24 protein-coding genes are annotated in these 25,577 nt (G+C 70.2%); 10 read left to right on the forward strand and 14 right to left on the reverse strand.

Translation table 11 applies throughout. From position 1 onward, the window contains the following. Positions 1 to 228: 228 nt before the first annotated feature. The 3 genes from HEB94_RS41840 to mshB all read right to left on the reverse strand — a co-directional run bounded on the left by HEB94_RS41840 (position 229) and on the right by mshB (position 2,108). Complete coding sequence (locus HEB94_RS41840) at positions 229 to 747, reverse strand: flavin reductase family protein (RefSeq protein WP_192754968.1); 519 nt, start codon at positions 745 to 747, stop codon at positions 229 to 231. Beyond that, complete coding sequence (locus HEB94_RS41845) at positions 744 to 1,109, reverse strand: DUF6113 family protein (protein WP_192754969.1); 366 nt, start codon at positions 1,107 to 1,109, stop codon at positions 744 to 746. The genes HEB94_RS41840 and HEB94_RS41845 overlap by 4 nt, the downstream gene beginning before the upstream one ends. Positions 1,110 to 1,217: 108 nt before the next feature. Further along, positions 1,218 to 2,108 carry an N-acetyl-1-D-myo-inositol-2-amino-2-deoxy-alpha-D-glucopyranoside deacetylase gene (gene mshB / locus HEB94_RS41850; RefSeq protein ID WP_192754970.1) on the reverse strand — a complete coding sequence of 297 codons (891 nt, stop codon included), beginning with the start codon at positions 2,106 to 2,108 and terminating at the stop codon, positions 1,218 to 1,220. Positions 2,109 to 2,172: 64 nt separating this feature from the next. Between mshB and HEB94_RS41855 the strand changes: the two genes are divergently transcribed. Further along, on the forward strand, positions 2,173 to 4,317 hold the full coding sequence (locus HEB94_RS41855; protein WP_337918316.1) for a S9 family peptidase: 2,145 nt from the start codon (positions 2,173 to 2,175) through the stop codon (positions 4,315 to 4,317). 57 nt (positions 4,318 to 4,374) lie between these two features. On the opposite strand, the gene HEB94_RS41860 is transcribed toward HEB94_RS41855, so the two are convergent. Then, complete coding sequence (locus HEB94_RS41860; RefSeq protein WP_192754972.1) at positions 4,375 to 6,465, reverse strand: GxGYxYP domain-containing protein; 2,091 nt, start codon at positions 6,463 to 6,465, stop codon at positions 4,375 to 4,377. Between the two features lie 453 nt (positions 6,466 to 6,918). On the opposite strand from HEB94_RS41860, the gene HEB94_RS41865 reads away from it, so the two are divergent. From HEB94_RS41865 to HEB94_RS41875, 3 genes are read left to right on the forward strand one after another with little or no spacing between them, the layout of a single operon-like run. Further along, a complete protein-coding gene (locus tag HEB94_RS41865) occupies positions 6,919 to 7,713 on the forward strand; it encodes a hypothetical protein (protein ID WP_192754973.1) in 795 nt (264 codons plus the stop codon). Positions 7,714 to 7,734: 21 nt separating this feature from the next. After that, on the forward strand, positions 7,735 to 9,546 hold the full coding sequence (locus HEB94_RS41870; RefSeq protein WP_192754974.1) for a fumarate reductase/succinate dehydrogenase flavoprotein subunit: 1,812 nt from the start codon (positions 7,735 to 7,737) through the stop codon (positions 9,544 to 9,546). Positions 9,547 to 9,593: 47 nt separating this feature from the next. Beyond that, positions 9,594 to 10,358 (forward strand): succinate dehydrogenase/fumarate reductase iron-sulfur subunit, encoded by a 765-nt coding sequence (locus HEB94_RS41875; protein WP_192754975.1) that lies wholly within the window; start codon positions 9,594 to 9,596, stop codon positions 10,356 to 10,358. Between the two features lie 124 nt (positions 10,359 to 10,482). Here the strand turns inward: HEB94_RS41875 and HEB94_RS41880 are convergent, their stop codons facing one another. The 4 genes from HEB94_RS41880 to HEB94_RS41895 all read right to left on the reverse strand — a co-directional run bounded on the left by HEB94_RS41880 (position 10,483) and on the right by HEB94_RS41895 (position 13,178). After that, the gene (locus HEB94_RS41880) at positions 10,483 to 10,959 is read right to left on the reverse strand and encodes a YbaB/EbfC family nucleoid-associated protein (RefSeq protein WP_192754976.1); all 477 of its coding nucleotides are present in this window, start codon (positions 10,957 to 10,959) and stop codon (positions 10,483 to 10,485) included. A 238-nt stretch (positions 10,960 to 11,197) separates the two neighbouring features. Continuing rightward, complete coding sequence (locus HEB94_RS41885) at positions 11,198 to 11,833, reverse strand: pentapeptide repeat-containing protein (RefSeq protein ID WP_192754977.1); 636 nt, start codon at positions 11,831 to 11,833, stop codon at positions 11,198 to 11,200. Further along, complete coding sequence (locus HEB94_RS41890; protein WP_192754978.1) at positions 11,833 to 12,840, reverse strand: WXG100-like domain-containing protein; 1,008 nt, start codon at positions 12,838 to 12,840, stop codon at positions 11,833 to 11,835. Before HEB94_RS41890 ends, HEB94_RS41885 begins: the two co-directional genes overlap by 1 nt. Continuing rightward, positions 12,840 to 13,178 (reverse strand): hypothetical protein, encoded by a 339-nt coding sequence (locus HEB94_RS41895; RefSeq protein ID WP_192754979.1) that lies wholly within the window; start codon positions 13,176 to 13,178, stop codon positions 12,840 to 12,842. Before HEB94_RS41895 ends, HEB94_RS41890 begins: the two co-directional genes overlap by 1 nt. A gap of 135 nt (positions 13,179 to 13,313) precedes the next feature. Between HEB94_RS41895 and HEB94_RS41900 the strand changes: the two genes are divergently transcribed. Together HEB94_RS41900 and HEB94_RS41905 are read left to right on the forward strand one after the other, a co-directional pair. Next, complete coding sequence (locus HEB94_RS41900; RefSeq protein WP_192754980.1) at positions 13,314 to 13,613, forward strand: 4a-hydroxytetrahydrobiopterin dehydratase; 300 nt, start codon at positions 13,314 to 13,316, stop codon at positions 13,611 to 13,613. A 4-nt stretch (positions 13,614 to 13,617) separates the two neighbouring features. Continuing rightward, entirely contained in the window at positions 13,618 to 14,538 is a 921-nt protein-coding gene (locus tag HEB94_RS41905; RefSeq protein WP_192754981.1) for an LLM class F420-dependent oxidoreductase, read from the forward strand. Here HEB94_RS41905 and HEB94_RS41910 read toward each other — a convergent pair. The 3 genes from HEB94_RS41910 to HEB94_RS41920 form a co-directional block, all read right to left on the reverse strand. Continuing rightward, complete coding sequence (locus HEB94_RS41910) at positions 14,528 to 15,364, reverse strand: carbohydrate ABC transporter permease (RefSeq protein WP_192754982.1); 837 nt, start codon at positions 15,362 to 15,364, stop codon at positions 14,528 to 14,530. The genes HEB94_RS41905 and HEB94_RS41910 overlap by 11 nt on opposite strands. Positions 15,365 to 15,437: 73 nt before the next feature. Next, positions 15,438 to 16,385 (reverse strand): carbohydrate ABC transporter permease, encoded by a 948-nt coding sequence (locus HEB94_RS51745; protein ID WP_337918318.1) that lies wholly within the window; start codon positions 16,383 to 16,385, stop codon positions 15,438 to 15,440. Then, on the reverse strand, positions 16,382 to 17,668 hold the full coding sequence (locus HEB94_RS41920) for an extracellular solute-binding protein (protein WP_192754983.1): 1,287 nt from the start codon (positions 17,666 to 17,668) through the stop codon (positions 16,382 to 16,384). The genes HEB94_RS51745 and HEB94_RS41920 overlap by 4 nt, the downstream gene beginning before the upstream one ends. Positions 17,669 to 18,573: 905 nt before the next feature. On the opposite strand from HEB94_RS41920, the gene HEB94_RS41925 reads away from it, so the two are divergent. Then, the gene (locus HEB94_RS41925) at positions 18,574 to 19,104 is read left to right on the forward strand and encodes a hypothetical protein (RefSeq protein WP_192754984.1); all 531 of its coding nucleotides are present in this window, start codon (positions 18,574 to 18,576) and stop codon (positions 19,102 to 19,104) included. Positions 19,105 to 19,144: 40 nt separating this feature from the next. Continuing rightward, the gene (locus tag HEB94_RS41930; RefSeq protein WP_192754985.1) at positions 19,145 to 19,705 is read left to right on the forward strand and encodes a flavoprotein; all 561 of its coding nucleotides are present in this window, start codon (positions 19,145 to 19,147) and stop codon (positions 19,703 to 19,705) included. 26 nt (positions 19,706 to 19,731) lie between these two features. On the opposite strand, the gene ychF is transcribed toward HEB94_RS41930, so the two are convergent. Continuing rightward, positions 19,732 to 20,805 carry a redox-regulated ATPase YchF gene (ychF, locus tag HEB94_RS41935; RefSeq protein ID WP_192754986.1) on the reverse strand — a complete coding sequence of 358 codons (1,074 nt, stop codon included), beginning with the start codon at positions 20,803 to 20,805 and terminating at the stop codon, positions 19,732 to 19,734. Between the two features lie 174 nt (positions 20,806 to 20,979). On the opposite strand from ychF, the gene HEB94_RS41940 reads away from it, so the two are divergent. Continuing rightward, positions 20,980 to 22,224 (forward strand): DNA recombination protein RmuC, encoded by a 1,245-nt coding sequence (locus HEB94_RS41940; protein ID WP_238361760.1) that lies wholly within the window; start codon positions 20,980 to 20,982, stop codon positions 22,222 to 22,224. Positions 22,225 to 22,477: 253 nt separating this feature from the next. Here HEB94_RS41940 and HEB94_RS41945 read toward each other — a convergent pair whose 3' ends face one another. Further along, on the reverse strand, positions 22,478 to 22,855 hold the full coding sequence (locus HEB94_RS41945) for a hypothetical protein (protein ID WP_192754987.1): 378 nt from the start codon (positions 22,853 to 22,855) through the stop codon (positions 22,478 to 22,480). Between the two features lie 270 nt (positions 22,856 to 23,125). Here HEB94_RS41945 and HEB94_RS41950 point away from each other — a divergent pair, with 270 nt between their 5' ends. Further along, positions 23,126 to 24,679: a DUF6542 domain-containing protein gene (locus HEB94_RS41950; RefSeq protein ID WP_192754988.1), complete on the forward strand. Its 1,554-nt coding sequence runs from the start codon at positions 23,126 to 23,128 to the stop codon at positions 24,677 to 24,679. Here the strand turns inward: HEB94_RS41950 and HEB94_RS41955 are convergent. After that, positions 24,600 to 25,574, reverse strand: a complete 975-nt coding sequence (locus HEB94_RS41955; protein ID WP_202896832.1) for a 4-hydroxy-3-methylbut-2-enyl diphosphate reductase — start codon at positions 25,572 to 25,574, stop codon at positions 24,600 to 24,602. The two genes, HEB94_RS41950 and HEB94_RS41955, sit on opposite strands and share 80 nt — an antisense overlap. Positions 25,575 to 25,577: the final 3 nt, after the last annotated feature.

Here is a 25,577-nt window from a genome sequence, read left to right on the forward strand (position 1 = left end):
GGGCGCAGCGCCGACATCGCGCCAAGAGTAGAGGCTTTCGGAAGCCTCTGACGCCCTGCTGATCGATCTTTCCGGTCCGCCACCGCAAGTGAGCTTTGCGTTGTCCTGGCGCTCTTCCGGGCGTTCTGCCGGGACCGTTCCCCCTTTGGTCCGACCTCGGTCCGACGCCTTGTTCCACACCGTCTGCCCTGGTTTTGGACTGACCCGGACGGACGTCTCGACGGGGTGTCAGACCTGGATGTCGGGCCCGGATCCGACCGGGTGATAGGCCCCGTCGTAGTAGACCAGGGCCGGCCTCGCGAGGGCAGGAACGTCGGTCGCGATGACCTCGCCGAGGAGGATCGTGTGGTCGCCGCCGTCGTGAACGGAGTGGGTCCGGCACTCGAGCCGGGCGAGGCCGTCGGCGAGCAGGGCCGAGCCGGTCACGCCGCGCACGACCGGTATCCCGTCCAGCTGGCCCGCCAGCGGGCGTCCCCTCCTGGCGAGGTGGGTCGCGATCGCGTGGGACTCCGCCGCGAGAATCGACACACCGAAGGTTCCCGTCGCGAGCACCGCCTCGTGGAACCTCGCGATCTTCTCCGCGCAGACCAGTACCAGCGGCGGTTCGAGCGAGGCGGAGGTGAACGCGCTCACCGTCATCGCGTGGTCGACGTCTCGCCACCTGGTGCTGACGATGGTCACACCGCTCGCGAACCGGGCCAGGGCCGCGCGGTAGGCGGCCGGGTCGATCGGCGGGTGCTCACTCATCGGCGCGGCTCCGGGTCGCGCCGCAGCAGCTGCCAGGCGATCAGGATCACGCCGACCAGCATGAAGCCGAGGCCGTACCAGTCCCCGGCGACGAGGAAGTCGCCCTCGGGACGCGGCACCAGGGCGATCCCCACCGGGATGACCCAGCCCAGCACGCAGGTGAGCGCGCCGCGCCGCCCGAGGAACCGCCGCCCCTGTCCGAACAGCAGGCCGGCCACGACGAGCGCGAGGACGAGGCCGTAGGGCAGCGGGACTCCGATCACGTCGACGGTCGCCCGCGACATGACGACGCCGCTGGCGCCCGCGACCACACCGAGGAGTACGAATCCGGCGTATCCGGCCGCCCGCGAGAGTGCTGACACGCGGGGGAGCCTACGCGCGTCGTTCCCGCGGGCGGTGCGGCGAGCCGGGAGTGTGGATCGGCCCGAACTGATCGGCCCGGACGGTCCGAACTGATCAGGCCGGCAGGATCAGGCGACTCCGGCGAACAGGTCGGTCTCAGCTCCCGTCCCCGGATCGACCGGCCCGGCGGTGCCGTGCACGAGGCGGTAGCACTCGAGCCCCCAGACCTGGCTGCCCAGGTTGTTGGACAGGGCGAAGAAGGGGCCGTCGACGCTGATCTGGGTGGCGTGCGCCCGCATCGCGGCGAGCTTGCTGTCGAGGTAGCCGGCGCCGTCGATCCGGGTGCTGATCAACGCGTCCGGAATGACCATCCGAGGGAGCTCGCCTTCGGGGTCGAGGCCCTCGAACGTCGTCAGGTCCCCTGCGGCCCGCAGCCGGCGCAGGCTCTCCCGCATCATCGACTCGGGCATCGCGGTCCAGTAGACCTTCGGGACGCTCCAGGCGTCACCGAGATCGAGGCGGTACGACGGGGCACCGGCGAGGGCGTGTGCGTAGGTCGCCACCCGGTGCGCCTGGATGTGGTCGGGGTGGCCGTACCCGCCGAACTCGTCGTAGGTCACCAGCACCTGCGGCCGGACCTCGCGGATCACCTCGACGAGGTGGTCGGCGGCCTCGAGCAGGTCGGCCCGCCAGAAGCAGTCGGGACGGTCGTTGGCGGGCGTGCCGATCATGCCGGAGTCGCGGTAACGCCCGGCGCCGCCGAGCCACCGATGGTCGGTGACGCCGAGATGACCCATCGCGTCGGCCATCTCCTTCTCGCGGTGCTCACCGAGCCCGTCGTCCTGGTCGGCGGCCAGATGGGCGAGTTCGGGCACCAGCACCTCGCCCTCCTCGCCTCTGGTGCAGGTCACCAGGGTGACCTGCGCGCCCTCGGCGACATATCGGGCCATGGTGGCGCCGTTGCCGATGGTCTCGTCGTCGGGGTGAGCGTGCACGAGCAGGATTCTTCGGTCAGCCATGACGCCCACCTTACGGACCGGCTGGTCCGACGGTTTCCGCTCAACCGTGCCAGGATCGACCTTCGTGACCACACCGCACCGAAACCCCAGCGCGGCGGCCGCGGACGAGTCGCCGGCCCCTTCCTATCCTCGGCTCAGCGCCCGCACGCTCCGCTTCACCCTCGGAGCCCCGCGCACCTTCGCGCTGGCGCCCGACGGAAGCCGGATCGCCTTCCTGCGGGCCCCCTCCGGCACCGACCGGGGCACCGAGTTGTGGACCTACGACGTCGCCTCCGGCACCGAACGCCGGATCGCCGACCCCGCGGCGTTGCTGACCGGTGGCGACGAGGACCTCTCCCCCGAGGAGCGCGCCCGACGGGAACGCTCCCGCGAGGGCGCGGCCGGCATCGTCGGATACGCCTCCGACGCGAGCGTCCGGTTCGCGGCGTTCGCCCTTTCCTCCCGGCTGTGGCTCGCCGACCTCGACGGCGGCGACGTGCGTGAGCTGCCCTCGGTGGCCCCCGTGGTCGACCCCCGTCCGGACCCCACCGGTCGCTACGTCGCCTACGCCTCGAACGGCGCGCTCCGGCTCGTCGACACCGCCGCGCAGGGTGGTGCGCGGGAGCGCGCGCTGGTCGAGCCGGACGTCGCGGGACGGCCGGTGACCTGGGGTGTCGCGGAGTTCATCGCCGCCGAGGAGATGAACCGCACCCGCGGCTTCTGGTGGGCGCCCGACGGCTCGGCGCTCCTGGTGGAGCGCTATGACGAGACCCCGGTCCCGGTGTGGCACATCGCGAACCCCGCGCACCCCGAACAACCACCGGCACCCGTGCGCTACCCCGCCGCCGGCACCGGCAACGCCGAGGTCTCCCTGTGGCTCGTCGACCTCGACGGCGACCGTCGCCAGGTCGACTGGGACGCCGGGGCCTTCCCCTACCTCGCCGAGGTCAGCTGGACGTCGTACGGCCCGCCCCTCCTGCACGTGCTGAGCCGTGACCAGCGCTCCGGACAGGTGCTCGCCGTCGACCTCGGGACCGGGGCGACCTCGGTGGTGCGCGAGCAGCGTGACGCCGCGTGGGTGGAGATCGTCCCGGGTACGCCGAGGTGGCTGCCCGACGGTCGGCTCGTGACCACCGTCGATGAGGACGGGACCCGGCGGCTCGCGTTCGACGGGAAGCCCGTGACGCCGCCCGGGCTGCAGGTCGGTGCCGTCCTGGACCTCGACGAGACCGGCGTCCTCGTCTCGGCGACCGCCGAACCCACCGAGCAGCACGTCGTCCAAGTCGGCCTGGACGGCACGGTCACGGCGCTCACCAGCAAGCCCGGCCTGCACAGCGGTCGGGCCGCCGGGGGTGTCCGGCTGCTCCTGTCCCAGTCGCTCGCGCACCACGGTCTCGAGGTGCGGGTGATCCGCGACGGTGTGGAGAACGGCCGGATCGTGTCGCGCCAGGAGACCCCGCCGTTCGTGCCCGAGGTCAGCCTGCTCCGGCTCGGCCCCCGGGAGCTGCGCACGGCGGTTCTCTTCCCGCGCGGGCACCAGCCGGGTTCGGCCCGGCTGCCCCTCCTGCTCGACCCGTACGGCGGCCCACACGCGCAGCGGGTCCGGTCCTCGCGGGCCGGCTATCTCGCCAGCCAGTGGCTCGCCGACCAGGGCTTCTGCGTCGCCGTCGCCGACGGGCGCGGCACGCCCAACCGCGGGCCGGAGTGGGAACGGCAGGTCCACAACGACTTCGTGAGCACCCTCGACGACCAGGTCGAGGTCGTCGAGGAGATCGCGAAGCGCTACCCCGACGACGTCGACACCGACCGGGTGGCGATCCGGGGCTGGTCCTACGGCGGCTATCTGTCCGCCCTCGCGGTGATCGCCCGCCCCGACGTCTTCCACGCGGCGGTCGCCGGCGCGCCCGTCACCGACTGGCGCCTCTACGACACCTGCTACACCGAGCGGTACCTCGGCCACCCCGACGAGCAGCCCGAGGTCTACGCCCGCAACAGCCTGCTGGACGCCGCCGCGGGTCTGCGCCGTCCGCTGCTGCTCATCCACGGGCTCGCCGACGACAACGTGGTGGCGGCCCACACCCTGCGGCTGTCGTCGGCGCTGCTCGCCGCCGGCCGCCAGCACACGGTCCTGCCGCTGACCGGGGTCACGCACATGACACCGCAGGAGGTCGTGGCCGAGAACCTCATGTTGCTCGAACTCGACTTCCTCCGGAACGCGCTCGGCGACTGACCAGGCCGCCATAGGGCGGCTGGTCGGTGACCGACCAGCCGCCCTCCGGCGGGTCGCTCAGTCGATGCCCTTCGCCTGCCGGAGCAGGTCGAAGAAGTGGTCGCCCCGCACGGCGGTCACGTGGTCGCCGACCTGGGCGCGCACCTGGTCCAGGACCCACACCAGGTCGCCGGGGTGCAGGTCCCAGGCCGGAACGCCGACCGCGACGAACACCGGCTCACTGCCGTCGAAGTCGCCGGCGTTGGCCACGATGCGTTCGACCATGACGGTCCGGTCGCTGATCGCGAGCTGGGTCGAGACGGGCAGGTTGCCGTCCATCACCGTCGTGTCGCTGCGAACGAACCACATGTTGTAGAAGACGCCCCGCAGGTCGAGCTGTTCGTTGTACGCCGCCGCGCTCTCGGGGGTCAGCGCGTCCCGGTCGTCCAGCGCGTACAACACGTCCAGGCCGGGCCGGTCGAGGTAGGAGCGGGTGTCGGCCAGGAACCGCGGCAGGTGGTCGGCGGGCCACAGCGACGGGAAGAAGTAGCCGGCCCCGGTGGGCCCCGCGACCACCGTGTCGACCGGGCTCGCGGTCCGCAGGTAGTGGCTCAGCATCAGCGGCGCGACGTCCAGGAGGAGCGGGCTGACCGACCAGTTCAGCGGTACCTTGCCGCGGTCGGGGTGGTCCCACAGCTGCCGCATGCGGTGCTGGTCGTACTGCAGGTTGTCGCCCTCGCTGAAGGTGAACGTGAGATAGACCTTGTTCGCCAGCGCGGGCGGCGCGGGCGCGCGTTGGGGCCGGACCGGTTCCCGGACCCCGCCGAACACCGTGGCGTTCTCGAGGAAGTCCGCCGCGAGGGTGTAGACGCCGTGCCGGGACGCGAGCCGGACGCCGTTGAACTCGTCGGTGAACCAGCCGAGGTACGGCGTCCCCTTCTCGACCGCCGCGAAGATTCGTTCCAGCAGCGCGGTCTCCTCCGGGGAGTCGTTGGAGGCGAGCCAGAACGGCATCGCCTTCGTGGCGACCGCGTAGTCGCGCAGCTGCTGGGAGGCCGGCCTGCGATCGTCGGAGGAGACTGCGGGGGCGGTGCCCGAGGCCGAGACGAGGTACTGGTTCCACATGTCGACCGAGACGATGAGCGTCTGCGTCCCCGCCGGAACGGCAAGCTGGTAGACGAAGTAGCCACCGCCGTCGGCGAACCGGTGCGCGTCGTTGGTGCCGGCCTGCGGCTTCAACGTCGAGTTGCCCTTGTCGAACAGCACGGCCCGCTCGGCGTCCGTGCCGGCCGTCAGGTCGGCGACGACCTCCCCGTCGGCGCGCACGGTGACCCGGTGCACGGCGGGTCCCCAGCCGTCGGCGGGCTGGGAGTCCTGGAAGCGCAGGTACACGTTCTCGCCGCCGAGGAAGTCGGCCATGTCGTAGGCGTGCACGTCCCGGTTGGAGGAGTCCCGGATGGGGCGCTCCTCCCGCGCGAGCTCCTGGAAGTCCTTCCAGTTGTCCGGCGGGACGGGCACGCTCTGGCCGGGGTTGATGCCGAAGAGCACCCGGTGGCTCGTCTGGGGCCAGAGGTTCTCGAACGCCCAGGTTGTCGCCTGCAGGCTGGTCTCGAACCGGTCCCGGAAGTCGTCCAGGACCGGGAGGTCGTACGGCGCCGCGGAGAGCCGTTCGACCAGCTCCGGGCTCGCGATCACCCCGTCCCGGAGCGAGGCGACGGTCGTGGCGACGTTGATGGTCTCGACCACCTCCGGGTCGTAGACCACGAGGCCCTTGGCGCGGTGGAGGTGGCGCTCGAGCAGCTGCCACGGGTCGGTGAGGAGCCGGTACGGGACGCGGGTGTCCTCGAGCCAGGTCTCCTTGCCCTCCGTGGTGTTTCCGCGGACGACGTAGATCTCCGGCCGGGCCCGGTTGACGAGGCCCTGCAGCGTCGTCACCAACAGCTGGACGTCGACGGCCGTGTCGTCGCTCATCATCAGCGCGTCGAGGTGCCGGGGGCGGGTGAAGGTCGGCAGCTCCTGCCGGCCGGGCCAGGAGATTCCCATCGGGCTGGGCTCGGCGTGGGCCGGGACGGGCGCACCGACGACGCTCCAGACCCCCGCGGCGAGGCCTCCCGCGAGGAGAGTCCTTCGGGACGTGGCGAGTGGCGTGGTGATCCGAGCTGGTCTCATCGCATGTCACTCCATCGAGGAGGGCGGCTGGCGCCGGCACGGGACGGACATGGTTCCAGACGGTGACCGGACCCTACCTGCGCGCATGCGCCGCACCGCTCGAATGGCCGCTTTCCGCCACCGGCGGGCCGCCGCCTCGCCGGACGGCCCCCGGAAGGCCGCGTCGGGGACCTCTGGCGAGGAAAGTGTGTCCGATCACACACCCGAAGGTGGCCACGGCGCCCACCACGGACCCTTCGAAGGGTGCACGATGCGTTGCGAAGCTGCCGCACGTGTGTGATCCGCCCCGCAGCGTCGCCATCCGCCCGACCTGGGCGGCTGGGATCCCCGGGTGTGCGGCAGACTCTCCCCACCCGCCTGCCGGGAATCGTGCACCGAGGAGCACACTCGGTGACGACGGCCCGGTTTCGACATGGCACGGCATCGGACTGGTACGCGAGAGGATTGTGCGAGATGGCTACGGGAGTGTTGGGGCCCGAACGCGCGCAGATCGACAAACGGACTCTGCGCCAAGACCGCTGGTGGATCTATCCCCTCGTCACCTTCATCGTCTTTCTGGCGTTCGTCGTCTACTCGTCCTGGAGAGCGTTCTCCGGCCGTGACTACTACGCCTCGCCGTACCTCTCGCCGTTCTTCTCGCCGTGCATCAGCACGTCGTGTGTGGCGGGCTCGAGCGACTTCGGACAGCCGGTCGACTTCCTGCCGGCGTGGTTCTCCCCCGCCCTGCTGATCCTGATCTTCCCGCTGGGCTTCCGGCTCACCTGCTACTACTACCGGAAGGCCTACTACCGCTCCTTCTGGCTTTCGCCGGCCGCCTGCGCGGTCGCCGAACCCCACAAGAAGTACACCGGAGAGCGTCGTTTCCCGCTGATCCTGCAGAACATCCACCGCTGGTTCTTCTACGCGGCGGTCATCATCGCGATCATCCTCACCTACGACGTGGTCATCGCCTTCCGCGACGAGGACCACCGGTGGGGCCACATGGGCCTCGGCACCCTGATCCTGCTGGTCAACGTCGTGCTGATCTGGCTCTACACGCTGTCGTGCCACTCCTGCCGGCACATCACCGGCGGCCGGTTGCGCAACTTCTCCAAGCACCCCGTCCGCTACCGCTTCTGGACGTTCGTGTCGAAGCTGAACGCCCACCATCCCCGCTACGCCTGGGCATCGCTGATCTCCGTCGCGCTCGCCGACTTCTACATCTACCTGTTGGCGACCAACGTGATCTCCGACGTCCGGTTCTTCTGACATGACCGAGGTGTACTCCGCATGAGCACAGTCGACTCCGCCAATCTGGGCGAACGTCACTCCTACGACGTCGTGGTCGTGGGCGCGGGCGGTGCCGGTCTGCGGGCCGCTATCGCCGCACACGACGCGGGGGCGCGCACCGCCATCGTCTGCAAGTCCCTGCTCGGCAAGGCCCACACAGTGATGGCCGAGGGCGGGATCGCCGCCGCCATGGGAAACCTGTGGCCCGACGACAACTGGAAGGTGCACTTCCGCGACACCATGCGTGGCGGGAAGATGCTCAACCACTGGCGGATGGCCCAGCTGCACGCGCAGGAGGCGCCGGACCGCGTTCTCGAACTCGAGGAGTGGGGCGCCCTCTTCGACCGCACCGACGACGGCCTGATCTCCCAGCGCGACTTCGGTGGCCACCGTTATGCCCGGCTCGCCCACGTCGGTGACCGCACCGGCCTGGAGATGATCCGCACTCTGCAGCAGCGCGCCGTCGCCCTCGGGATCGACGTGTTCATGGAGTGCACGATCACCGAGATCCTCCGGGACGGTGACCGCGTCGCCGGCGCGTTCGGCTACTGGCGCGAGAGCGGCCGCTTCATCACCTTCGAGGCGCCTTCCGTCATCCTCGCGACCGGTGGGGTCGGCAAGTCGTTCAAGGTCACCTCCAACTCCTGGGAGTACACCGGCGACGGCCACGCGCTGGCCGTCCGGGCCGGCGCGACCCTGGTCAACATGGAGTTCGTGCAGTTCCACCCGACCGGCATGGTCTGGCCGCCCTCGGTGCGCGGCATCCTCGTCACCGAGTCGGTCCGCGGCGACGGCGGAGTCCTGAAGAACTCCGAGGGCCGGCGCTTCATGTTCGACTACATCCCGGAGTTCTTCAAAGCGGAGACGGCCGACACCATCGAGGAGGCCGACCGCTGGTACACCGACAAGAAGAACAACCGCAGGCCACCTGAGCTGCTCCCCCGCGACGAGGTCGCCCGCGCCATCAACGCCGAGGTCAAGGCCGGCCGCGGCACCCCGCACGGCGGTATCTACCTCGACATCGCCTCCCGTCGCGATCCTGAGTACATCCGGCGCCGGCTGCCGTCGATGTACCACCAGTTCAAGGAACTCGCCGACGTCGACATCACCAAGGAGCCGATGGAGATCGGCCCGACCTGCCACTACGTCATGGGCGGTGTCGAGGTCGACCCCGACACCGGCGCCTCGGTCGTCGCGGGCCTGTACGCCGCGGGCGAGGTCGCTGGCGGCATGCACGGCGCCAACCGACTCGGCGGCAACTCCCTGTCCGACCTGCTGGTCTTCGGACGACGCGCCGGCCTGAACGCCGCCTACTACGCGATCAGGACGAAGGACTCGCCCGTCCAGGTCGACGACGTCGCCGTCCGCGCGGCCGGCAACGCCGCGTTGGCACCGTTCACCGAGGAGGGCGGCGAGAACCCCTACGAGGTCCAGAAGGATCTCCAGGAGGTCATGCACAACCTGGTCGGCATCATCCGTACGGCGGAGGAACTCGAGCAGGCGCTCGGGCAGATCGAGAAGCTCGCCGAGCGGGCCGAGCACCTGACGGTCGAGGGCAACCGGCAGTACAACCCCGGCTGGCACCTCGCCATCGACCTGCAGAACATGCTCTGGGTCTCCGAGTGCATCGCCCGGGCGGCGCTGACCCGGACCGAGAGCCGGGGTGGCCACACCCGCGACGACTACCCGATGACGGATCCCGACTGGGGCACCAAGAACATCGTCCTCCGCGAGAAGGAGGGCGCGGTCGACCTGGTGATCCAGCCGCTTCCACAGATGCCCGCAGAGCTCAAGGCGCTGTTCGAGCAGTAGAGCTAGCCCGGGGAGCGGGCGACGTTCCCCGGAACCGAGGAGAACTGATGGGATACGACCTGTCCATGCGGGTTTGGCGCGGCGACGCCGACGGCGGCGCGCTCGCCGACTTCACCGTGCCGGTCGAGGAGGGCGAGGTCGTCCTCGACGCCATCCATCGCCTCCAGGCGACCCAGGCCGGTGACCTGGCGGTCCGCTGGAACTGCAAGGCGGGCAAGTGCGGCTCGTGCAGCGCCGAGGTCAACGGGCGGCCGCGCCTCATGTGCATGACCCGGCTGTCGGAGTACGACCAGGGCGAGACGATCACCGTGACGCCGATGCGTGCGTTCCCCGTGATCAAGGACCTCGTCACCAACGTCTCGTACAACTACGAGAAGGCGAAGGAACTCCCGGCGTTCGCGCCGACGCCGCCGGACGCCGACGGCAAGCGGCGGATGGCCCAGGCCGACGTCGAGCGCGGCCAGGAGTTCCGCAAGTGCATCGAGTGCTTCCTGTGTCAGGACACCTGCCACGTCATCCGCGACCACGAGGAGAACAAGCCGGCGTTCGCCGGACCGCGGTTCTTCCTGCGGTACGCCGAACTCGACATGCACCCGCTCGACACCAACGATCGGCGCCAACTCGCCCAGTCCGCGGCGGGTCTGAGCATGTGCAACATCACCAAGTGCTGCACCGAGGTGTGCCCTGAGCACATCAAGATCACCGACAACGCGATCATCCCGATGAAGGAACGCGTCGTCGACCGCAAGTACGACCCGCTGGTCTGGCTCGGCTCGAAGATCTTCCGCCGCGACCAGCGCGAAGAGGTCTGAGGCAGGGCATCAGGGCATCCGCCCCGGTCACACCCGGCCCGTCCCCCGGCATCTCCAGCCGGGGAGACGGGCCGGACCACGTTCCGGATGGGTCGTTCCGCGCCGAGGGTCCGTCTGGAGATTGTCAGCCAGCCCATCCCGGCGGCCGGCGACGGTGTAGTTCGGAGACGCGCTGGACCGCCGCCAGCGCGTCCCGCATTCCTTCTCCCGCCTCCTCCATCGCCCGTCGAGACGCGTCGGAGACCTCGTCCAACATGCGGGTGAGGTCCGGCAGCGGCGGGACGTCGGGTACTCCGGCGACAGCCTGGGCGTTGTGGGCTTCGATGGCCGCGTTGACGGCTTCTCGGATCGCGGCCGCCAGGTCCTCACTGGGCGCCCGCAACGCCCGCGGGTCCAGCGTCACGTCGCTCACCCGCCCCGCCGTCACCGTCACCTGCACCCTGCCGTCGAGCGCGTGGCCCGTCGCCGCGGGTGGCTCGGGCCGGTCTGGACCCTGCGGACCGCGCTGCCTCGCGTCTCCATCCGTCGCCCGCCGTGCCTGCGCGAGTTCCTCCCGCACCCGGCCGACGACGTCTCCTGGAGCGCGCCATGGATCGGTCATGCTCGTGTCCCTTCCCCCGTGTGTCCCCGTGGATCCCCGTAGATCCGCGTGTTGATCGTGCCTCGTCACCCTCGCTTCGGTTGGTACTCGCCTACCGTGGCCTGGCGGCGTTCACAGCGGCCACGGCGTCGACCGGCGGAGCCCCCGCCTCGACGACGGTCGCCCCTGGAGTGACGGCAGAGCGTCGAACCCCGACTGCGACAACGAGTCCACCATCGATGTGCTCGACCGGCCGTGCTCACTCATCAGGAACAGATCTCGGCACCGGTTGATACTCGCTCACCCGTGCCCCGGCGGCGTTCACAGCGGCCACGGCGTCGACCGGCGGAGCCCCCGCCTCGACGACGACGGTCCCTCCAGGAGTGACGGTGCCGGTGGTGCCGGTGAAGTCGGCATCCACCACCACGGTCTCGTCGAGCCCGGTGGCGTCCATCCGCGCGTCACGCACACGCGCACCACGCAGGTCCGCGCGCCACAGGAACGTCTTGGTGAGCTCCGTCCGGTCGAGGACGGCGCCCACCATGACCGTCTCGGCACAGTCGGTACGCAACAGCCGGGCGCCGGTGAGATCGGCCTCGGTGAGATCCGCGTTGTCGAGGATGGCCTTGTAGAGGTCGGCGCCGACCACGTGGGCACCGCGCAGGTTGGCGCCCGCAAGCGTGGCGCTCACGAGATCCGCGCCGCGCAGGTCACAGGCGGACAGGTCGACACCGGCGAGCACCGTTCCCGAGAGTGCGCGACCACGGAGGTCGAGGCCGCGCAGTGACCGTCCGGAAAGGTCGAGGCGACCGCCGGTCCCGCCACGTCGTTCGTACCAGCGCCGATGCTCCTCCAGGAGGGCATCGAACTCTTCCTGCGTCAAACCGTCGGCCATCAGTAGATCACCACCTTGCCTCTCCACTCGGGATGGGAGGCGACCAGGTCCTTCAGGTCCTCGAAGTCGGCAGGAGACAAGCCGCGGGTGTCCAGGGCGACGTATTCGCCGTTTTGGATATCACGCAGGATCTTGTTCTCTGCTCTCGACCGAGTGTACGTACGATTCGGATCCGAGTGCGTGAGGAACCCTTTCACGTCCCAGGGCTGACCTGTCGCGTCCACGAAGTCCGCCCTGGGGTCGGTGGAGTTCTGGACTGGTCCCTTGACGCTTCCTGTCGCCTCCAGTCCGAGAGCCACCTCGGCCTCTCGCTCAGTGTCTGGAGTGCTCCTCCCCTGCGCCGCGTCATACGCCAAGTCGTCCTTGCGGCGCTGATACTCGTCCTTCGCGTCGGCGCGTTCCTGGGGCGTGTCGAAGGAGTCGACTCCGTACTTCGACGAGTGGATGGGACGTCCGTCGAGGCGCTGAATCTCCTTGCTCAGGTGATCACGGGCCAGGTCGGAGAGCAGCGGACCGAGTTCGCGAATGAGGGCGATGGTCAGCTGGACCGACATCACGATCGTCCGGTTGATGGCGACCGCGGCCTCGGCCGCGGCGGCCAACGAGGCGCCGAGAGTGAAGAAGGCCGCCGCGATCGCGGCGGCGAGGATGATCGCGAAGGCGATGAGCTGGACGATGACGAGGACCTTCAGGATCAGGACCAGTGCGGCCGCCGAGAAGAACGCGACGGCGACGGCGTTCGCCACGATCCGGGAATCGGCAAGGTAGCTGTCCTCGCCGGCCACCTTCTGCCAGTACTCGTCGAACGCCGTGATTCCCGGGCTGGTGTTTTCCTGGACCATCTTGTCGACCGCGGTCACGGCGAGTTTCGCATGCTTCTCGCTGGCCTCGCCGAAGGCCAGCCAGGCTGATCCGCAGTCGAAGAGAATGCTCTCGTCGGCCTCCGGCCAGGTGCACCCGACCCAGGAAAGCGCCTCGATGAGCTCCTGCGGAAGTTGCAGTCCCATCACGGATCACCGAGGCTGTCCACGATGCTTTGCACCTTGGCCGTCTGTGCGGTGTTGTCACGCTCGACGACGGTGTAGGCATCGGCCATCTGGTTCATCGCGATCGCTGTCTCGACGACACAGAATCCGGTCTCGGTGAAATACGTGAGGGCGGTCGGGCCGGCGGCCTGGTACATCTCCTTCAACGCCGCGCCGAGCTCGTCGCCACCGTAGCCGGAGTCGGCGTCCTTCATCGACGACGTGAGCTCCTCGACGGACTCACCCCAGTCCTGGCCCGCGGTGTCCACGTCCTCGGCGGCCAGATGGATGTTTTCGGGTCGTACATGAACGTCGACCATCCCAGGACCGTACCAGGACGACCAGCGGTCGACCCTTCGTCGAACGTCCGTCCTGTGGACAACCGACCGGGCCGAGACGACGCCGAGTGCGCGGCGTGCTTGACCTCATCGATCCGAGCCAGCAACGTGGCGCCCATGACCGACCTGCTCACCGACGACCAGATCACCCACGCACTCCGCGACCTGCCCGGCTGGCAGCCCCGCCCCGGTTCCCTCGTACGGGACGTGACCGCGCCCGACTTCCTCGCCGGCATCGCCCTCGTCGGCGACGTGGCGCAGGCCGCGGAGCAGATGAACCACCACCCCGACATCGACATCCGGTGGACGACCGTCACGTTCTCGCTCACCACCCACGCGCGGGGCGGCGTCACCGACAACGACGTGGAACTCGCACGCCGGATCTCCGAAATCGTCGACCAGCGGTTCGGGGACTGACGCGATGAAGGCGGGCATCGACGTCGCGGTGTTCAACTGGCCGGGCGGCCCGGCGCGAATCGGGCCCATGCTGCTCGAGATCGGTCGGGTCACCGAGCAGGCGGGGATGGACTCGCTGACGCTGATGGACCACTACTTCCAGCTCGAGTCGTCGCTCGGCCGCACCGAGGACCCCATGCTGGAGGGCTACACGACGCTGGGCTTCCTCGCCGCCGCCACCTCCACGGTGCGGCTGCACCTGTTGGTCACCGGCACGACGTATCGCCACCCCGGGTTGCTCGCGAAGATCGTGTCGACGCTGGACGTCCTCTCCGGCGGGCGGGCCGTGCTCGGGATCGGCGCCGGATGGTACGAACGCGAGCACCGCGCGCTCGGCGTCCCCTTCCCACCGACGGCCGAGCGCCTGGAACGCCTGGAGGAGACGCTGCGCATCGTGCTCCAGATGTGGAGCGACGACAACGGGCCGTTCCAGGGACGCCACTACCAGCTCGCCGAGACGATCAACTCGCCACAACCCCTGCACCGACCACACCCGCCCATCATGATCGGTGGTGGCGGGGAGCGCCGGACCCTCCGCCTGGTGGCGAAGTACGCCGACTGCTGGAACCACTTCGACCCCGAGGGCAGCCTCGACACGCTCCGACACAAACTCGGGGTGCTCCGCGAGCACTGCGAGCGCGAAGGACGGGACTTCGACGCCATCGAGAAGTCCGTCGTCTGGACCGGCGAGCTCCCGGTCGGCCACGCACGAGTCCGGGAGTTCCTTGCCACGATGCGGTCCTACGTCGACCTCGGCATCACCGACGTCCGCTTCGTGCCCCGCGGGCCCGACCCGGCCGCCGACATCGCGACCATGGGCGAGGAGCTGATGCCCGAACTCGCGGAGCTGAACCCGGCGAGCTCGCCACCGCGGCTCAACCCTTGAGCGCGCCGGCGGTCAGGCCGGCCATGAACTGCCTGGCGGCCAGCAGGAACGCCACGAAGATGGGCAGCACACTGATCACGCTGCCGAGCATGACCGCGGCGGTGTCCTGCCCGTACAGCGTGTTGAGGTTGGCGAGGGCCAGCGGCAGGGTGAACTTCTCCTGGGAGTTCAGCACGATCAGCGGGATCTGGAACGCCGTCCAGGTCGCCATGAAGGTCCACACCCCGAGGGCACCAAGGCCGGGACGGATCAGGGGCAGGACGATCGTCCAGTAGGTCCGCCAGTCCGAGGCTCCGTCGATGCGGGCCGCGTCGTAGAGGTCCGTCGGGATCGTCTGGGTGATGATCTGACGCATCCAGAAGACCGCGAAACCGTTGGCCGCGCCCGGGATGATGAGCGGCCAGAGCGTGTCGATCCAGCCGAGCCGGGCGATCAGCACGTACCACGGGATCAGCCCCACCAGGCCGGGGATGAAGATCGTGGCGAGGAGTACGCGCCACATCCAGCGGGAGCCCGGCGCCTGCCGGAACCTCGCGAAGCCGTAGCCGACCAGCGACGCGAGCAGCAGGACCAGCAGCGTGTGGGCGACGGCGACCAGGATGCTGTTGGCCATCGCGCGTACCACCGAGACGACCTCGACCAGACGCGACCAGTTCTCCGCCAGGTCGTCACCGGGCAGCAGGGGCGGCGGGAAGTGGTAGATGGAACCGTTGTCGTGCGTGGCGAGCACGATCATCCAGTAGAACGGCAGGACGAACAGCAGGACGACGAGGTAGATCCACACCGTGACGATCCGGCGGGTCATCGGCGATCCGGTTCCGTTCATGGCGCCACCTCTCGGGTCCGCGGCGTTCGCGCGCCGACGTCCGCCGCCACGCCGCCGGCCGCTGCCACGCCGTTCACACCCGCACCCGAAGCAAGCGGCTGTTGACGATGGTGAAGATGGCGATCAGCGCGAACATCACCCACGACAGCGCCGAGGCCATTCCGAAGCGGAAGTCGGTGAACGCCGTGCGGTAGAGCATCGTGCCCAGCACCTCGGCCGCCTGGTCGGTGCCGCCGGTGCCGTTGGTCAGCACGTAGGGCTCGTCGAAGAGCTGGAAGGCACCGACGGTGGAGGAGGTGGCGCTGAAGAAGATGATCGGCAGCATCAGCGGGAACGTCACCCGGGCGAACACCTGCCAACCCCCCGCACCGTCGACCCGCGCGGCGTCGTACAGCTCGCGGGGAATCGACTGCAGCCCCGCGACGAACAACAGCATGTGGAAGCCGAGGAACCGCCAGGCGATCATCACGATGATGATGGGCTTGATCCAGCCGGTGGAGGCGAGCCACTCATAGGTCACCCGGTCACCGGTCACCGCCGACAGGAAGGCGTTGACCAGACCGGCGTTCGTGGAGAACAGGACGCTCATGATGATCGCGATGACCGCGGGCGCGGCGAGCAGCGGCAGCAGGAACACCATCCGCAGGAAGCTGCGACCGAACACGACGTACTCGTTGATGAGATAGGCGAGGACGAACGCCGCGCCGACCGTGAGCAGGGTCGAGCCGAGCCAGATGTAGACGGTGTTGAAGACCGCCTTGCCGAACGCCGGGTCGGTGACGATGGCGACGTAGTTGTCCAGTCCGACGAAGCGGGCGGGGTTCAGCCCGTCCCAGTCGGTGAACCCGATCCAGAACGCCGCGACGATCGGTATGAGCCCGAAGAGCGCGAACAGCACGAAGAACGGCGACACCATGAGATAGAAGGTCCGGTGCGCACTGATGCGGGCCCCGAGTCCGCTCGCACCGGCCGAGCCGCTCCCGGCGCGCCGGCCCTGGTCGAGGAGGGTCGTCCCGCTCACGCGACCTTGTCCTCGACCTCGGCCTGGGCACGTCGGAGCGCGGATCTGATCGAGCGGACGCCGTGCACGACGTCGTTGACCGCGCTCGACAGGGCGGTGTTGGCGATGGCGTCGTTGGGATTCGTCACCGGCGGCTTCATGGTGGCAGACACCTCACTGAAGACGGTGTTGACGTTCTGGTTGGCGTAGAACGGGTCCGGCTTGTTGATCCAGGCGCTGTCCCAGGCTGGTTTCCAGGCGGGGTAGAGGTCGCGGGCGTACATCGCCGACAGGCTCGCGGGGTCCTGGGTGACCCACTTGACGAACTCCCAGGCGGCAAGCTGGTTGGTGCTCGCCCGCAGGACGCCGATGAAGTCGCCGCCGTAGTTGAAGGCGCTCACGCCGTCGGTCGCGGGTGCCAGCGCGACGCCCCACCTGCCCGCGCTGTCGGGCGCGTACTGCGCCTTGATCAGGCCACCGAACCAGTTGCCGGAGAAGAACGTCGCGATCTTGCCCTCGTTGATGGCCGCGCCGCGTTCCTGGGAGGACATGTCGGGGGCCATCAGCCCGCTCTTCTGCAACTCGATGGCGAACTCCAGTGCCCCCACCACGATGTCGTCGTCGAGCTGCGGGGTCCCTGACTCGTCGAAGTAGGACAGCCCGGCCTGGTTGCGCAGGACCGCGACGAGCTGGCCGGGATCATCGACCAGCCAGCGCTCGCCCTTGACCGCGACCTTCCTGCCGGCCGCCACGAACGCGGGCCAGTCGCGCATGCTTTCCTGGACGTCCGCTGGCTCCGTCGGCAGGTCGGCCGCCTGGAACAGGTCGCGGCGGTAGAACATCCCACCGGGACCGGTGTTCTTCGGCAGTGCGAAGACGCGCCCGCTGTCGCCGCCGGTGACATACTTCCAGGAGAAGTCGGCGTACTTCCCGGCCACCGCTTCGGCGCCGAAGGGCTTCTGGGCGAGGTCGACGAACCCCGGCTTGTTCTGGAAGTTGGAGACGTTGGTGATCTCGACCATGGCGACGTCAGGCCCCGTGCCCGAGACGAGCGCCCCCAGCAGCTTGCTGTTGAAGTTGCCGCTGAAGCCCTGAACCCGCACCTTGATGTCGGGGAAACGGCGTTCGAACGAAGGGATGGTTTGGAGGAACGTCCGGTCGTTGTCCGGCCACGTCCAGACTGTGATCCGACCTGTGCCGTCGCCCAGTGCGCCGTCGCGGGAGAGTCCGCAACCGGTCGCCAGTGCGGCGGTTCCGGCGGCCACGCCCAGCAGTCGCCGGCGCGTCATGCGGTCACTTCCCATGTCTCTCCTGGCAGGAGTGATGGCGAAGGGTCCGATCTGGAGCGCCGATAGTAGTGGATGTCGATCAGGTGACGACAGTCCGTGGCCGGAGTGGACGGCAGGTCGGCGATTTCCTGTCAGCGACCCCTCGCACCGAAAGTTTTCCTAGAAGAAGGCGCTGTTCAGCATCTCTTACGCAAAATCTGTTGACTGACGGGCTTGCGGCCGGAGATCCTTGAGGCGCAAGGCGGAAGACAACGGTCCCGGTTCCCGATGGTGCGCGCCGCAACCGACACCGCGAACCCAAGGGGGTTCATCATGAGGGAGCGTTATACGAGATCGCGACGAGCGCCCAGAACGGTCGGTGGACGCCGGCCGTCATTCACACCAACACCTTCAGCAGGGATCCGGAGTCGATCGCCCGGGGCCTGCTCGAGCAGTGGATCATCGACCACGCCGGTCGCCTCACCGGCGGCCGGGTCATCGTCTACACCAACGCGACGCGAGCCGAGTCCGCTCGGTTGCTGGCCACCGTGCGGGTCCGGGTCTACAAGGCCGAAGCGGGCGACGGGGCCGCACCAGTCGCCGTCGCCTACCTCGGCGAGTTCGACCGGAGCCGCAGGTCCCGCGACCTGGGTCGCGGGCCGCACCAGGCCTCGACACCACACCAGCGGCGGCGCGACCGCATGCGCGCCAGGCTACGGCTGCCACGGCCACGCCCTCACGTCGCGCTGACGCGGCCTGAGAGCACCACCAGCGGGACCTCCCCGCACACCCCATCCCGCTCCGCACAGACAAGGGCTGAGCCCGATCGGGCTCAGCCCACCGACGTGTGTCGGCCCCTGCTGACCGGTCGCGCTTCATGGAACACGCCCTAAGCTGGCCATCGGCGGTGTCGCCGATCATCGCGCGCCACGAGGGGGACCATGAAAGAGCGCTACACCTACGAGATCGCGACCAACGAGCAGGGCGACGGCTGGCAGCGGACCGTCCTTCGTGACGACGAGTTCAGTCGCCCGCCCGCCTCCGTCGTCAGGTCGCTGCTCGAGAGCTGGATCATCGACCATCCCGGCCAGTTGACCGGCGGCGAACGCGTCCACGTCTACGACCTCGCCACCCGCACTCCCCTCGCCCACGACGGCGGCCGGGTGCGGGTGCTGCTCTACCGCGGTCGGGTCAAGGACCACCAGACCACACCCGCCGCGACCGGCTACCTCGCCCTGGACGAGCGCGACTTCCCGACCGTCGACCCCCACGATCCCGGCGAGCGGTGGCGGCGGATGCGCGCCTCGGCCCGCCGAGCCGCCACCGACCGCCGGGTCGGCGCCGGCGCGGCCGCACTGCTCACTCTCACCCTCGGCTACGTCGCCAGCCGGAAGCTCCGCACCCGTCGCGGCGGGCTCGCCGACACCCTGCTGACCAAGGCCCCAGGCCGACGTTCGTCACGGCGACGTTGACGACAGCCCTCCACCACGTCGCCGGCCCGGGCCCGCGCTGATGCCACACCTGCTCTTCGTCGTGACCGCGGCCGGAGGCCTGGACGACGTGGCCGACGTCGCCGTCGCGCCGTTGGTCGCTCGCGGCTGGACGGTCCAGGTGGTTCCGACGCCGAACGCGCAGACCTGGCTGCGCTCGACCGGCTCGATGGACCGGCTGGCCGAACTCACCGACCTTCCGGTGACCGCCGGATCGGACTATCCGCCGTACCGCACGGCGACCGAGGCGCGTCCGGACGCCGCGGTCGTCGCGCCGGCGTCGTTCGGCACCCTCAACAAGCTGGCCGCCGGGATCGGCGACAACCGCGCCACGACGAAGCTGAACGAGCTGTTCGGGATCCGTCCGGCCCGGCGGGTGGTGATCCTGCCGAACGTCAACGCCGCCCACGTCCGTCATCCGGCGTGGGAACGCAGCAGGGCCGCACTGCTCGCCGTTCCCGGCCTGAGGTTGCTACTCGACCCGGACGTCGCCGAACTCAACGAACCCGGCGAGCCGCACCCGCCCCTGCGCTGGGACCTGCTCCTCGACGCCGTCGGCGATCCGTCGGTCTCGCCCGGGTGAGCGGAAGGGCGCGGTGAGGTCGTGTCCTAGACGTTGAACTTGAACTCCACGACGTCGCCGTCGGCCATCACGTAGTCCTTGCCCTCGAGCCGGACCTTGCCGCGGGAACGCGCCTCGACGATGGCACCCGCGTCGACGAGATCGTCGTACGACACGATCTCGGCCTTGATGAACCCACGCTGGAAGTCGGTGTGGATCGCCCCGGCCGCCTCCGGCGCGGTGGATCCCTTCCGGATCGTCCAGGCGCGCGACTCCTTGGGCCCGGCGGTGAGGAACGTCTGCAGGCCGAGGGTGTCGAACCCGACGCGCGCGAGCATCTTCAGGCCCGACTCCTCCTGCCCGGTCGACTCCAGGAGTTCGGTCCGCTCCTCCGGTGGCAGCTCCAGCAGCTCGGACTCGATCTTGGCGTCCAGGAAGATCGCCTGGGCCGGCGCCACCAGAGCGGACAGCTCCGCGCGCAGATCGTCGCTGGTGAGCTCGTCCTCGTCGCAGTTGAAGACGTAGATGAACGGCTTGGCCGTGAGCAGGTTGAGCTCGCGCAGGGTCGCGAGGTCGAGGCCGGTCGCGTAGACGGTCTCGCCCTTCTCCAGCGCCTCCTGGGCCTGGCGCACGACCGCGACGGTCTCGGCGACGTCCTTCTTCTGCCGGGCCTCCTTCTCCAGCCTCGGCAGTGCCTTCTCGATCGTCTGCAGGTCGGCGAGGATCAGCTCGGTCGTGATCGTGCCGATGTCGCCAGACGGTGAGACCTTGCCGTCGACGTGGACGACGTTGGGGTCGCGGAACGCCCGGGTGACCTGGCAGATCGCGTCGGTCTCGCGGATGTGGGCGAGGAACTGGTTGCCGAGACCCTCCCCCTCCGACGCGCCCCGGACGAGGCCGGCGATGTCGACGAACTGCACCGTCGCCGGGACGACCTTCGCCGAGTCGAACATCTCGCCGAGGACGTCGAGCCGGGGATCGGGCACGCCGACGACGCCGACGTTCGGCTCGAGCGTCGCGAACGGGTAGTTGGCCGCGAGCACGTCGTTCGCGGTGAGCGCGTTGAAAAGTGTCGACTTCCCCGCGTTGGGAAGCCCGACGATTCCGATCGACAAGGCCACGGGCCGCAAGCCTACGCGGACCCGCGCCTCGAAGCGGAGCCGGCCGCGTGGCGGGTCCCACCAGGGAGGAACCAGGCAGGCGGCAAAGAGGCAGCCGGGAGGAGGAGGCGCCGCGGCGCGCCGGTTCGGAGAGGTTGACGAGCTATGTCGGTGCTCACCGACAAAGTGGTCACCATGAACGGAACGATCTTCCTCGCGTTCCTCGTCGGCCTGGCCCTCGGCGTGGCGATCGGCGCCCTGCTCGTGTGGGCCCGGATCGCCGAGGCGCTCGCCCGGGCGAGTGCCGAACGTGACGCGGCAGAGGGCCGGCTCGCCGAGCTGACCGCCGACCGCCGGTCGCTCGCGGAGCAGTTCAAGTCGCTGTCGTCCGACGCCCTCGCCCAGTCCAGCCGGCAGCTGCTCGACCTCACCGACGCCCGGGTGCGGGCAGCGGAGACCGTCGTCGCGCCGGTCAAGGAGAGCCTCGACCGGTTCGACGTCCGGCTGCGTGAGCTGGAGGAGTCCCGGGTGGCGCTGCAGTCCTCACTGCGGGAGCAGGTCGACGCCGTACGCCTGACCGGCGAGGCGCTCCGCAAGGAGACGGGCGCCCTCGCGACCGCCCTGCGCAAGCCCCAGGTGCGCGGCCGCTGGGGTGAGTTGCACCTCGCCCGCGCCACGGAGCTGGCCGGGCTGGTCGAACACTGCGACGTGAGCTTCCAGCACAGCGCCGCCAACACCGACGGCGACACCGACGCCGTGCACCGACCGGACATGGTCGTTCATCTGGCCGGCGGGAAGCACGTGGTTGTCGACGCCAAGGTCCCCTTGCAGGCGTTCCTCGACGCCGCGGAGGCGAGCGACGACCGGGCCCGCGCCCAGGGCCTCGCCGGACACGCGCGGCAGGTGCGCCACCATGTCGACTCCCTCGCCGGCAAGGGCTACTGGCGCCGGCTTCCCGCGACTCCGGAGTTCGTGGTGCTGTTCATGCCGGGCGAGGCGTTTCTGTCCCACGCCCTCGAGGCCGACCCCACGCTGCTGGAGTACGCCGCCGAACGCCGGGTGATCCTCGCCACCCCCACCACGTTGATCGCCCTCCTTCGCACCGTGGCCTACGCCTGGACCGAACAGGCACTCACCCAGAACGCCCGCGAGGTCTTCGAGTTGGGCCGCGAGCTCTACCAGCGGCTGGGCCGTCTCGGTAAGCACCTCGACCGGCTCGGTCGCTCGCTGAGCGGCGCCGTCGGCTCCTACAACGAGGCGGTGGGTTCCCTCGAGACCCGCGTACTCGTCACCGCACGGCGGCTGCACGACCTCAAGGTCACCGGCGAGGAGCTGGACAGCCCGGAGCCCGTCGACCAGGCCGTGCGTCCACTCGCGGCCGCCGAACTCGTCGCCTCCGCCGCCGAAGCCCGAACTATCCGGAGGGTCGGCGAGGGGTGACGGTACGCATCCGCCGGCTACGTACTGTGCGGTAATTCTCATGATCTCTTCCCGGGGGCTCGTGACGCGGCACAGATCGGGGCAATATCGTTCTGGGGTGCGGGACTCGGGTAGCGAAGCGGCGTCGTCACCGATGCGCGGCTCCGAGGACTCCTACGCCGACGCTCCCGGACCAGCTGATTCGTTCGACCGTCCGGGCCCCCGATCCGGTGACTCGTCCCGACGGGGAGACTCGCCCAGGCGTCCCGACTCCTCAGGTTCCTACCCCTCCAGCGCCTACCCCTCCGGTGCCGCCCAGCGCGCCGGCCGGCGGCCCGCTGGTGCCGGTGGTCGCTCCACGTCGTCGACTTCGACGGGTCGACCCATCCCCTTCTCCAACGTCGCGTCGGGTCCCGGCGCCGCTGGCACTGGCGCGACTGGCACCGCCGGTGCGAACGACCCCACCGAAGGTCGGACCCCCGAGCGCGTGATCGGCCGACGGATGGCGACCGGGCCCCGGCCCGAGGAGCGCCCGTCCGACGACCCGCAGCCCGGACTCCACCGCACCGGTGAGCACCGCCTCGGCGACCTCCAGCCCGAAGAGCGCCGGAACGATGGGCACCGCAACGATGGGCACCGCAACGAAGGGCATCGGCCCAGCGAACCTCCCACCGACGCCTCCGGCCCAGCCGCACCCAGCCGAGGCCGGCGGGCTGCGACTCCTTCCGCCGAGCCGCCGGCGTCGCCGGTACGCCCGCTCGGTGGACGTCGGGCGGCCTTTCCGCTCCCGGAACCGACAGCGCAGGGACCGACGCAGGAACCGACAGCGCAGATACCGACGCGGCAGGGTCCCGGCTCGGACGCGGGTGCTCCACTCGGGCGCCGCGCGCGCTTCGTCCCGCCGTCGCCCTCGACCGACCAGGTGCCGGACGAGCCCGACGAGGACGACTTCCCGCCCCGGCTGACCGGACGAGCGCGCGGCACCCGCCGTCCACTGGCTGGCGACGTGCCGGTCGAGTCCGGGCCGGCCGCACATCCGGCCGCACCCCCGGCCGGGTGGAGCCCGCCGGCACCCGCCGGACCCGACGACACCCGTGCACGCGGCCGGCGGCGGCGCGCCGTCGAGCCGTCCACATCGCCGGCGCCGAGCACGCCGTCCGCACCGTCCGCTCCCCTGGACGCCCCAGACGCCGTGGGCTCCCCGGCCACTGCCGCCGACGCCACCGCCGGGTCGAGCCGGCACGCGCCGGCACCGCCCGGGCACCGGGGCGAACTCTTCGAGACGTCGGGTGAGTCCCGTACCCGGTCGGCACGCGCCGGCCAGGAGGTCGCGCCCGAGCCCAGCGGACCCGACCCGTTCGCCGACTTCCCGCGGCTGCCGGGCTACGCGGACCTGCCCGGCCCGGACTGGTCGCCCGCCGGCACACCCGACACCGGCACACCCGACACCGGCACACCCGACACCGGCACACCCGACACCGGCACGCGCGCCGGCTGGGACGACCTGGCCGACCCGCTGGGCGCGCCCGGCCCCCTGGCGGGCCAGGACACCCCCGACTCGCACCCACCAACCGTCAACTGGCCGGGCCTCGACATCCCCGGCGAGACCACGGCGGCCCATCGCGGAATCGACCCCGAGCCCACCGTCTCCGGCCTCCGTCCCGACCTCGACGTACGGACGTTCCAGGACCCACTCGCGGACCCGCCCTCGCCCCGCCAGGAAGCCTTGGTCACCACAGCGGCGGGCGTGACACCCGAGCGGTCGGGCATCGGCGAAGTGGCTCCCGACGAACCGGTACCCACACCGGGCCGGCCCGCCCGGGCGGGCGACGAGGAGAACGCCGACTACCCCGACGACCTGCGACCGCGCCGCGGCCGCCGCGGCGCCGACGGCACGTCCGCCGAACCGCGCGCCGACCGGACCCGGCGGCCTGACCAGGCCGGCAGCCGGCCGGAGCGGGCGGACGCCGACCCGGCCGAGCGCGCACGAACGACCAAACGTCGGGACCGGCGCCCACGACAGTCGGGCATGCCCCCTCTGGTCGGGGTGCTCGTGGGGATCGGCGGCAGCGCGGCCGGTGCGGCCCTCGACCTCGTGGTGACCGGCGGACTCGGCGTGCTGTTCAGCCTGTGCTTCGTCCTGACGGCCTTCGGTGTGGCGGCGGGCATCCGGCGTTCGGACGTCTTCACCGCGGGGGTGCTGCCACCGCTGTCCGCGCTCGCGACCTTCGTCGGCGTCGGCGCGTTGGCACCGGAACGGCTGGGTGGAACGTCGTCGCCCCTCGGCGCCGTACTCGCCGGGCTCGCCGCGGAGTCGTGGACGCTCGTCGCGGCCTGCGCGCTCGCTCTCGGCACCATCGGGCTCCGCGTCGCCCTCGGCGAAGCCCCGCCGGAGGTCAGTGCTGAGGAGCCGCTCGAAGACCCTTCCGAAGCTCCGGGGGCAGCGCGAAGATCAGGCTTTCCTCGGCGGTCCTGACCTCTTCGGCGGGCGGGAAACCGCGCTCGGTGAGCAGGTCGAGTACGCCCTCCACCAGCGAGTCGGGCACCGAAGCACCGCTCGTGACCCCGACGACGGAGACCCCGTCGAGCCAGGCGCCCTCGACCTCGCTCGCGTTGTCGACCCGGTAGGCCGCCGTGGCGCCCGCCTCCAGCGCGACCTCGACGAGGCGGACGGAGTTGGAGGAGTTGGCCGAGCCGACCACGATCATCAGGTCGGCTTGGTGGGCGATCTCCTTCACCGCGATCTGGCGGTTCTGGGTGGCGTAGCAGATGTCGTCGCTCGGCGGGTCCATCAGCTGCGGGAACTTCTCCCGGAGGCGTTCCACCGTCTGCATCGTCTCGTCGACCGACAGGGTGGTCTGGGAGAGCCAGGCGACGTTGGAGGGGTCGCGGACCTCGATCCGGTCGACGTCCTCGGGGCCCTGGACCAGCTGGATGTGGTCGGGCGCCTCCCCCGCGGTTCCCTCCACCTCCTCATGACCCGCGTGGCCGATGAGCAGGATGTCGCGGCCGTTGGCGGCGAACCGCCTGGCCTCGTTGTGCACCTTCGTCACCAGGGGGCAGGTCGCGTCGATCGTCCGCAGTGACCGGTCGCGTGCCTGCTCGTGCACGTACGGCGCGACCCCGTGGGCGGAGAAGACCACCATCGCGCCCTCGGGTACCTCGTCGAGTTCGCCGACGAAGATCGCGCCGCGCTCCTCCAGGCTGCTGACGACGTGCTTGTTGTGCACGATCTGCTTGCGGACGTAGACCGGAGGGCCGTAGAGGTCGAGGGCCTTCTCGACGGTGACCACCGCGCGGTCGACACCGGCGCAGTAACCCCGGGGGGCGGCGAGCAGGACACGGCGTTCGGTCGACGTCATGCCCCTCATCGT

Source organism: Actinopolymorpha pittospori (assembly GCF_014873875.1).
Classification (GTDB): domain Bacteria; phylum Actinomycetota; class Actinomycetes; order Propionibacteriales; family Actinopolymorphaceae; genus Actinopolymorpha; species Actinopolymorpha pittospori.

Coding starts and splice junctions, on each gene's coding strand:
- HEB94_RS41925 (WP_192754984.1), top strand. CDS start 18,574: ATGAAAGAGCGCTACACCTACGAGATCGCGACCAACGAGCAGGGCGAC.
- HEB94_RS41940 (WP_238361760.1), top strand. CDS start 20,980: ATGAACGGAACGATCTTCCTCGCGTTCCTCGTCGGCCTGGCCCTCGGC.
- HEB94_RS41875 (WP_192754975.1), top strand. CDS start 9,594: ATGGGATACGACCTGTCCATGCGGGTTTGGCGCGGCGACGCCGACGGC.
- mshB (WP_192754970.1), bottom strand. CDS start 2,108: ATGGCTGACCGAAGAATCCTGCTCGTGCACGCTCACCCCGACGACGAG.
- HEB94_RS41880 (WP_192754976.1), bottom strand. CDS start 10,959: ATGACCGATCCATGGCGCGCTCCAGGAGACGTCGTCGGCCGGGTGCGG.
- HEB94_RS41920 (WP_192754983.1), bottom strand. CDS start 17,668: ATGGGAAGTGACCGCATGACGCGCCGGCGACTGCTGGGCGTGGCCGCC.
- HEB94_RS41840 (WP_192754968.1), bottom strand. CDS start 747: ATGAGTGAGCACCCGCCGATCGACCCGGCCGCCTACCGCGCGGCCCTG.
- HEB94_RS41860 (WP_192754972.1), bottom strand. CDS start 6,465: ATGAGACCAGCTCGGATCACCACGCCACTCGCCACGTCCCGAAGGACT.
- HEB94_RS41930 (WP_192754985.1), top strand. CDS start 19,145: ATGCCACACCTGCTCTTCGTCGTGACCGCGGCCGGAGGCCTGGACGAC.
- HEB94_RS41895 (WP_192754979.1), bottom strand. CDS start 13,178: ATGGTCGACGTTCATGTACGACCCGAAAACATCCATCTGGCCGCCGAG.
- HEB94_RS41890 (WP_192754978.1), bottom strand. CDS start 12,840: ATGGGACTGCAACTTCCGCAGGAGCTCATCGAGGCGCTTTCCTGGGTC.
- HEB94_RS41885 (WP_192754977.1), bottom strand. CDS start 11,833: ATGGCCGACGGTTTGACGCAGGAAGAGTTCGATGCCCTCCTGGAGGAG.
- HEB94_RS41905 (WP_192754981.1), top strand. CDS start 13,618: ATGAAGGCGGGCATCGACGTCGCGGTGTTCAACTGGCCGGGCGGCCCG.
- HEB94_RS41910 (WP_192754982.1), bottom strand. CDS start 15,364: ATGAACGGAACCGGATCGCCGATGACCCGCCGGATCGTCACGGTGTGG.
- HEB94_RS41900 (WP_192754980.1), top strand. CDS start 13,314: ATGACCGACCTGCTCACCGACGACCAGATCACCCACGCACTCCGCGAC.
- HEB94_RS41945 (WP_192754987.1), bottom strand. CDS start 22,855: ATGCCCTTCGTTGCGGTGCCCATCGTTGCGGTGCCCATCGTTCCGGCG.
- HEB94_RS41870 (WP_192754974.1), top strand. CDS start 7,735: ATGAGCACAGTCGACTCCGCCAATCTGGGCGAACGTCACTCCTACGAC.
- HEB94_RS41955 (WP_202896832.1), bottom strand. CDS start 25,574: ATGAGGGGCATGACGTCGACCGAACGCCGTGTCCTGCTCGCCGCCCCC.
- HEB94_RS41865 (WP_192754973.1), top strand. CDS start 6,919: ATGGCTACGGGAGTGTTGGGGCCCGAACGCGCGCAGATCGACAAACGG.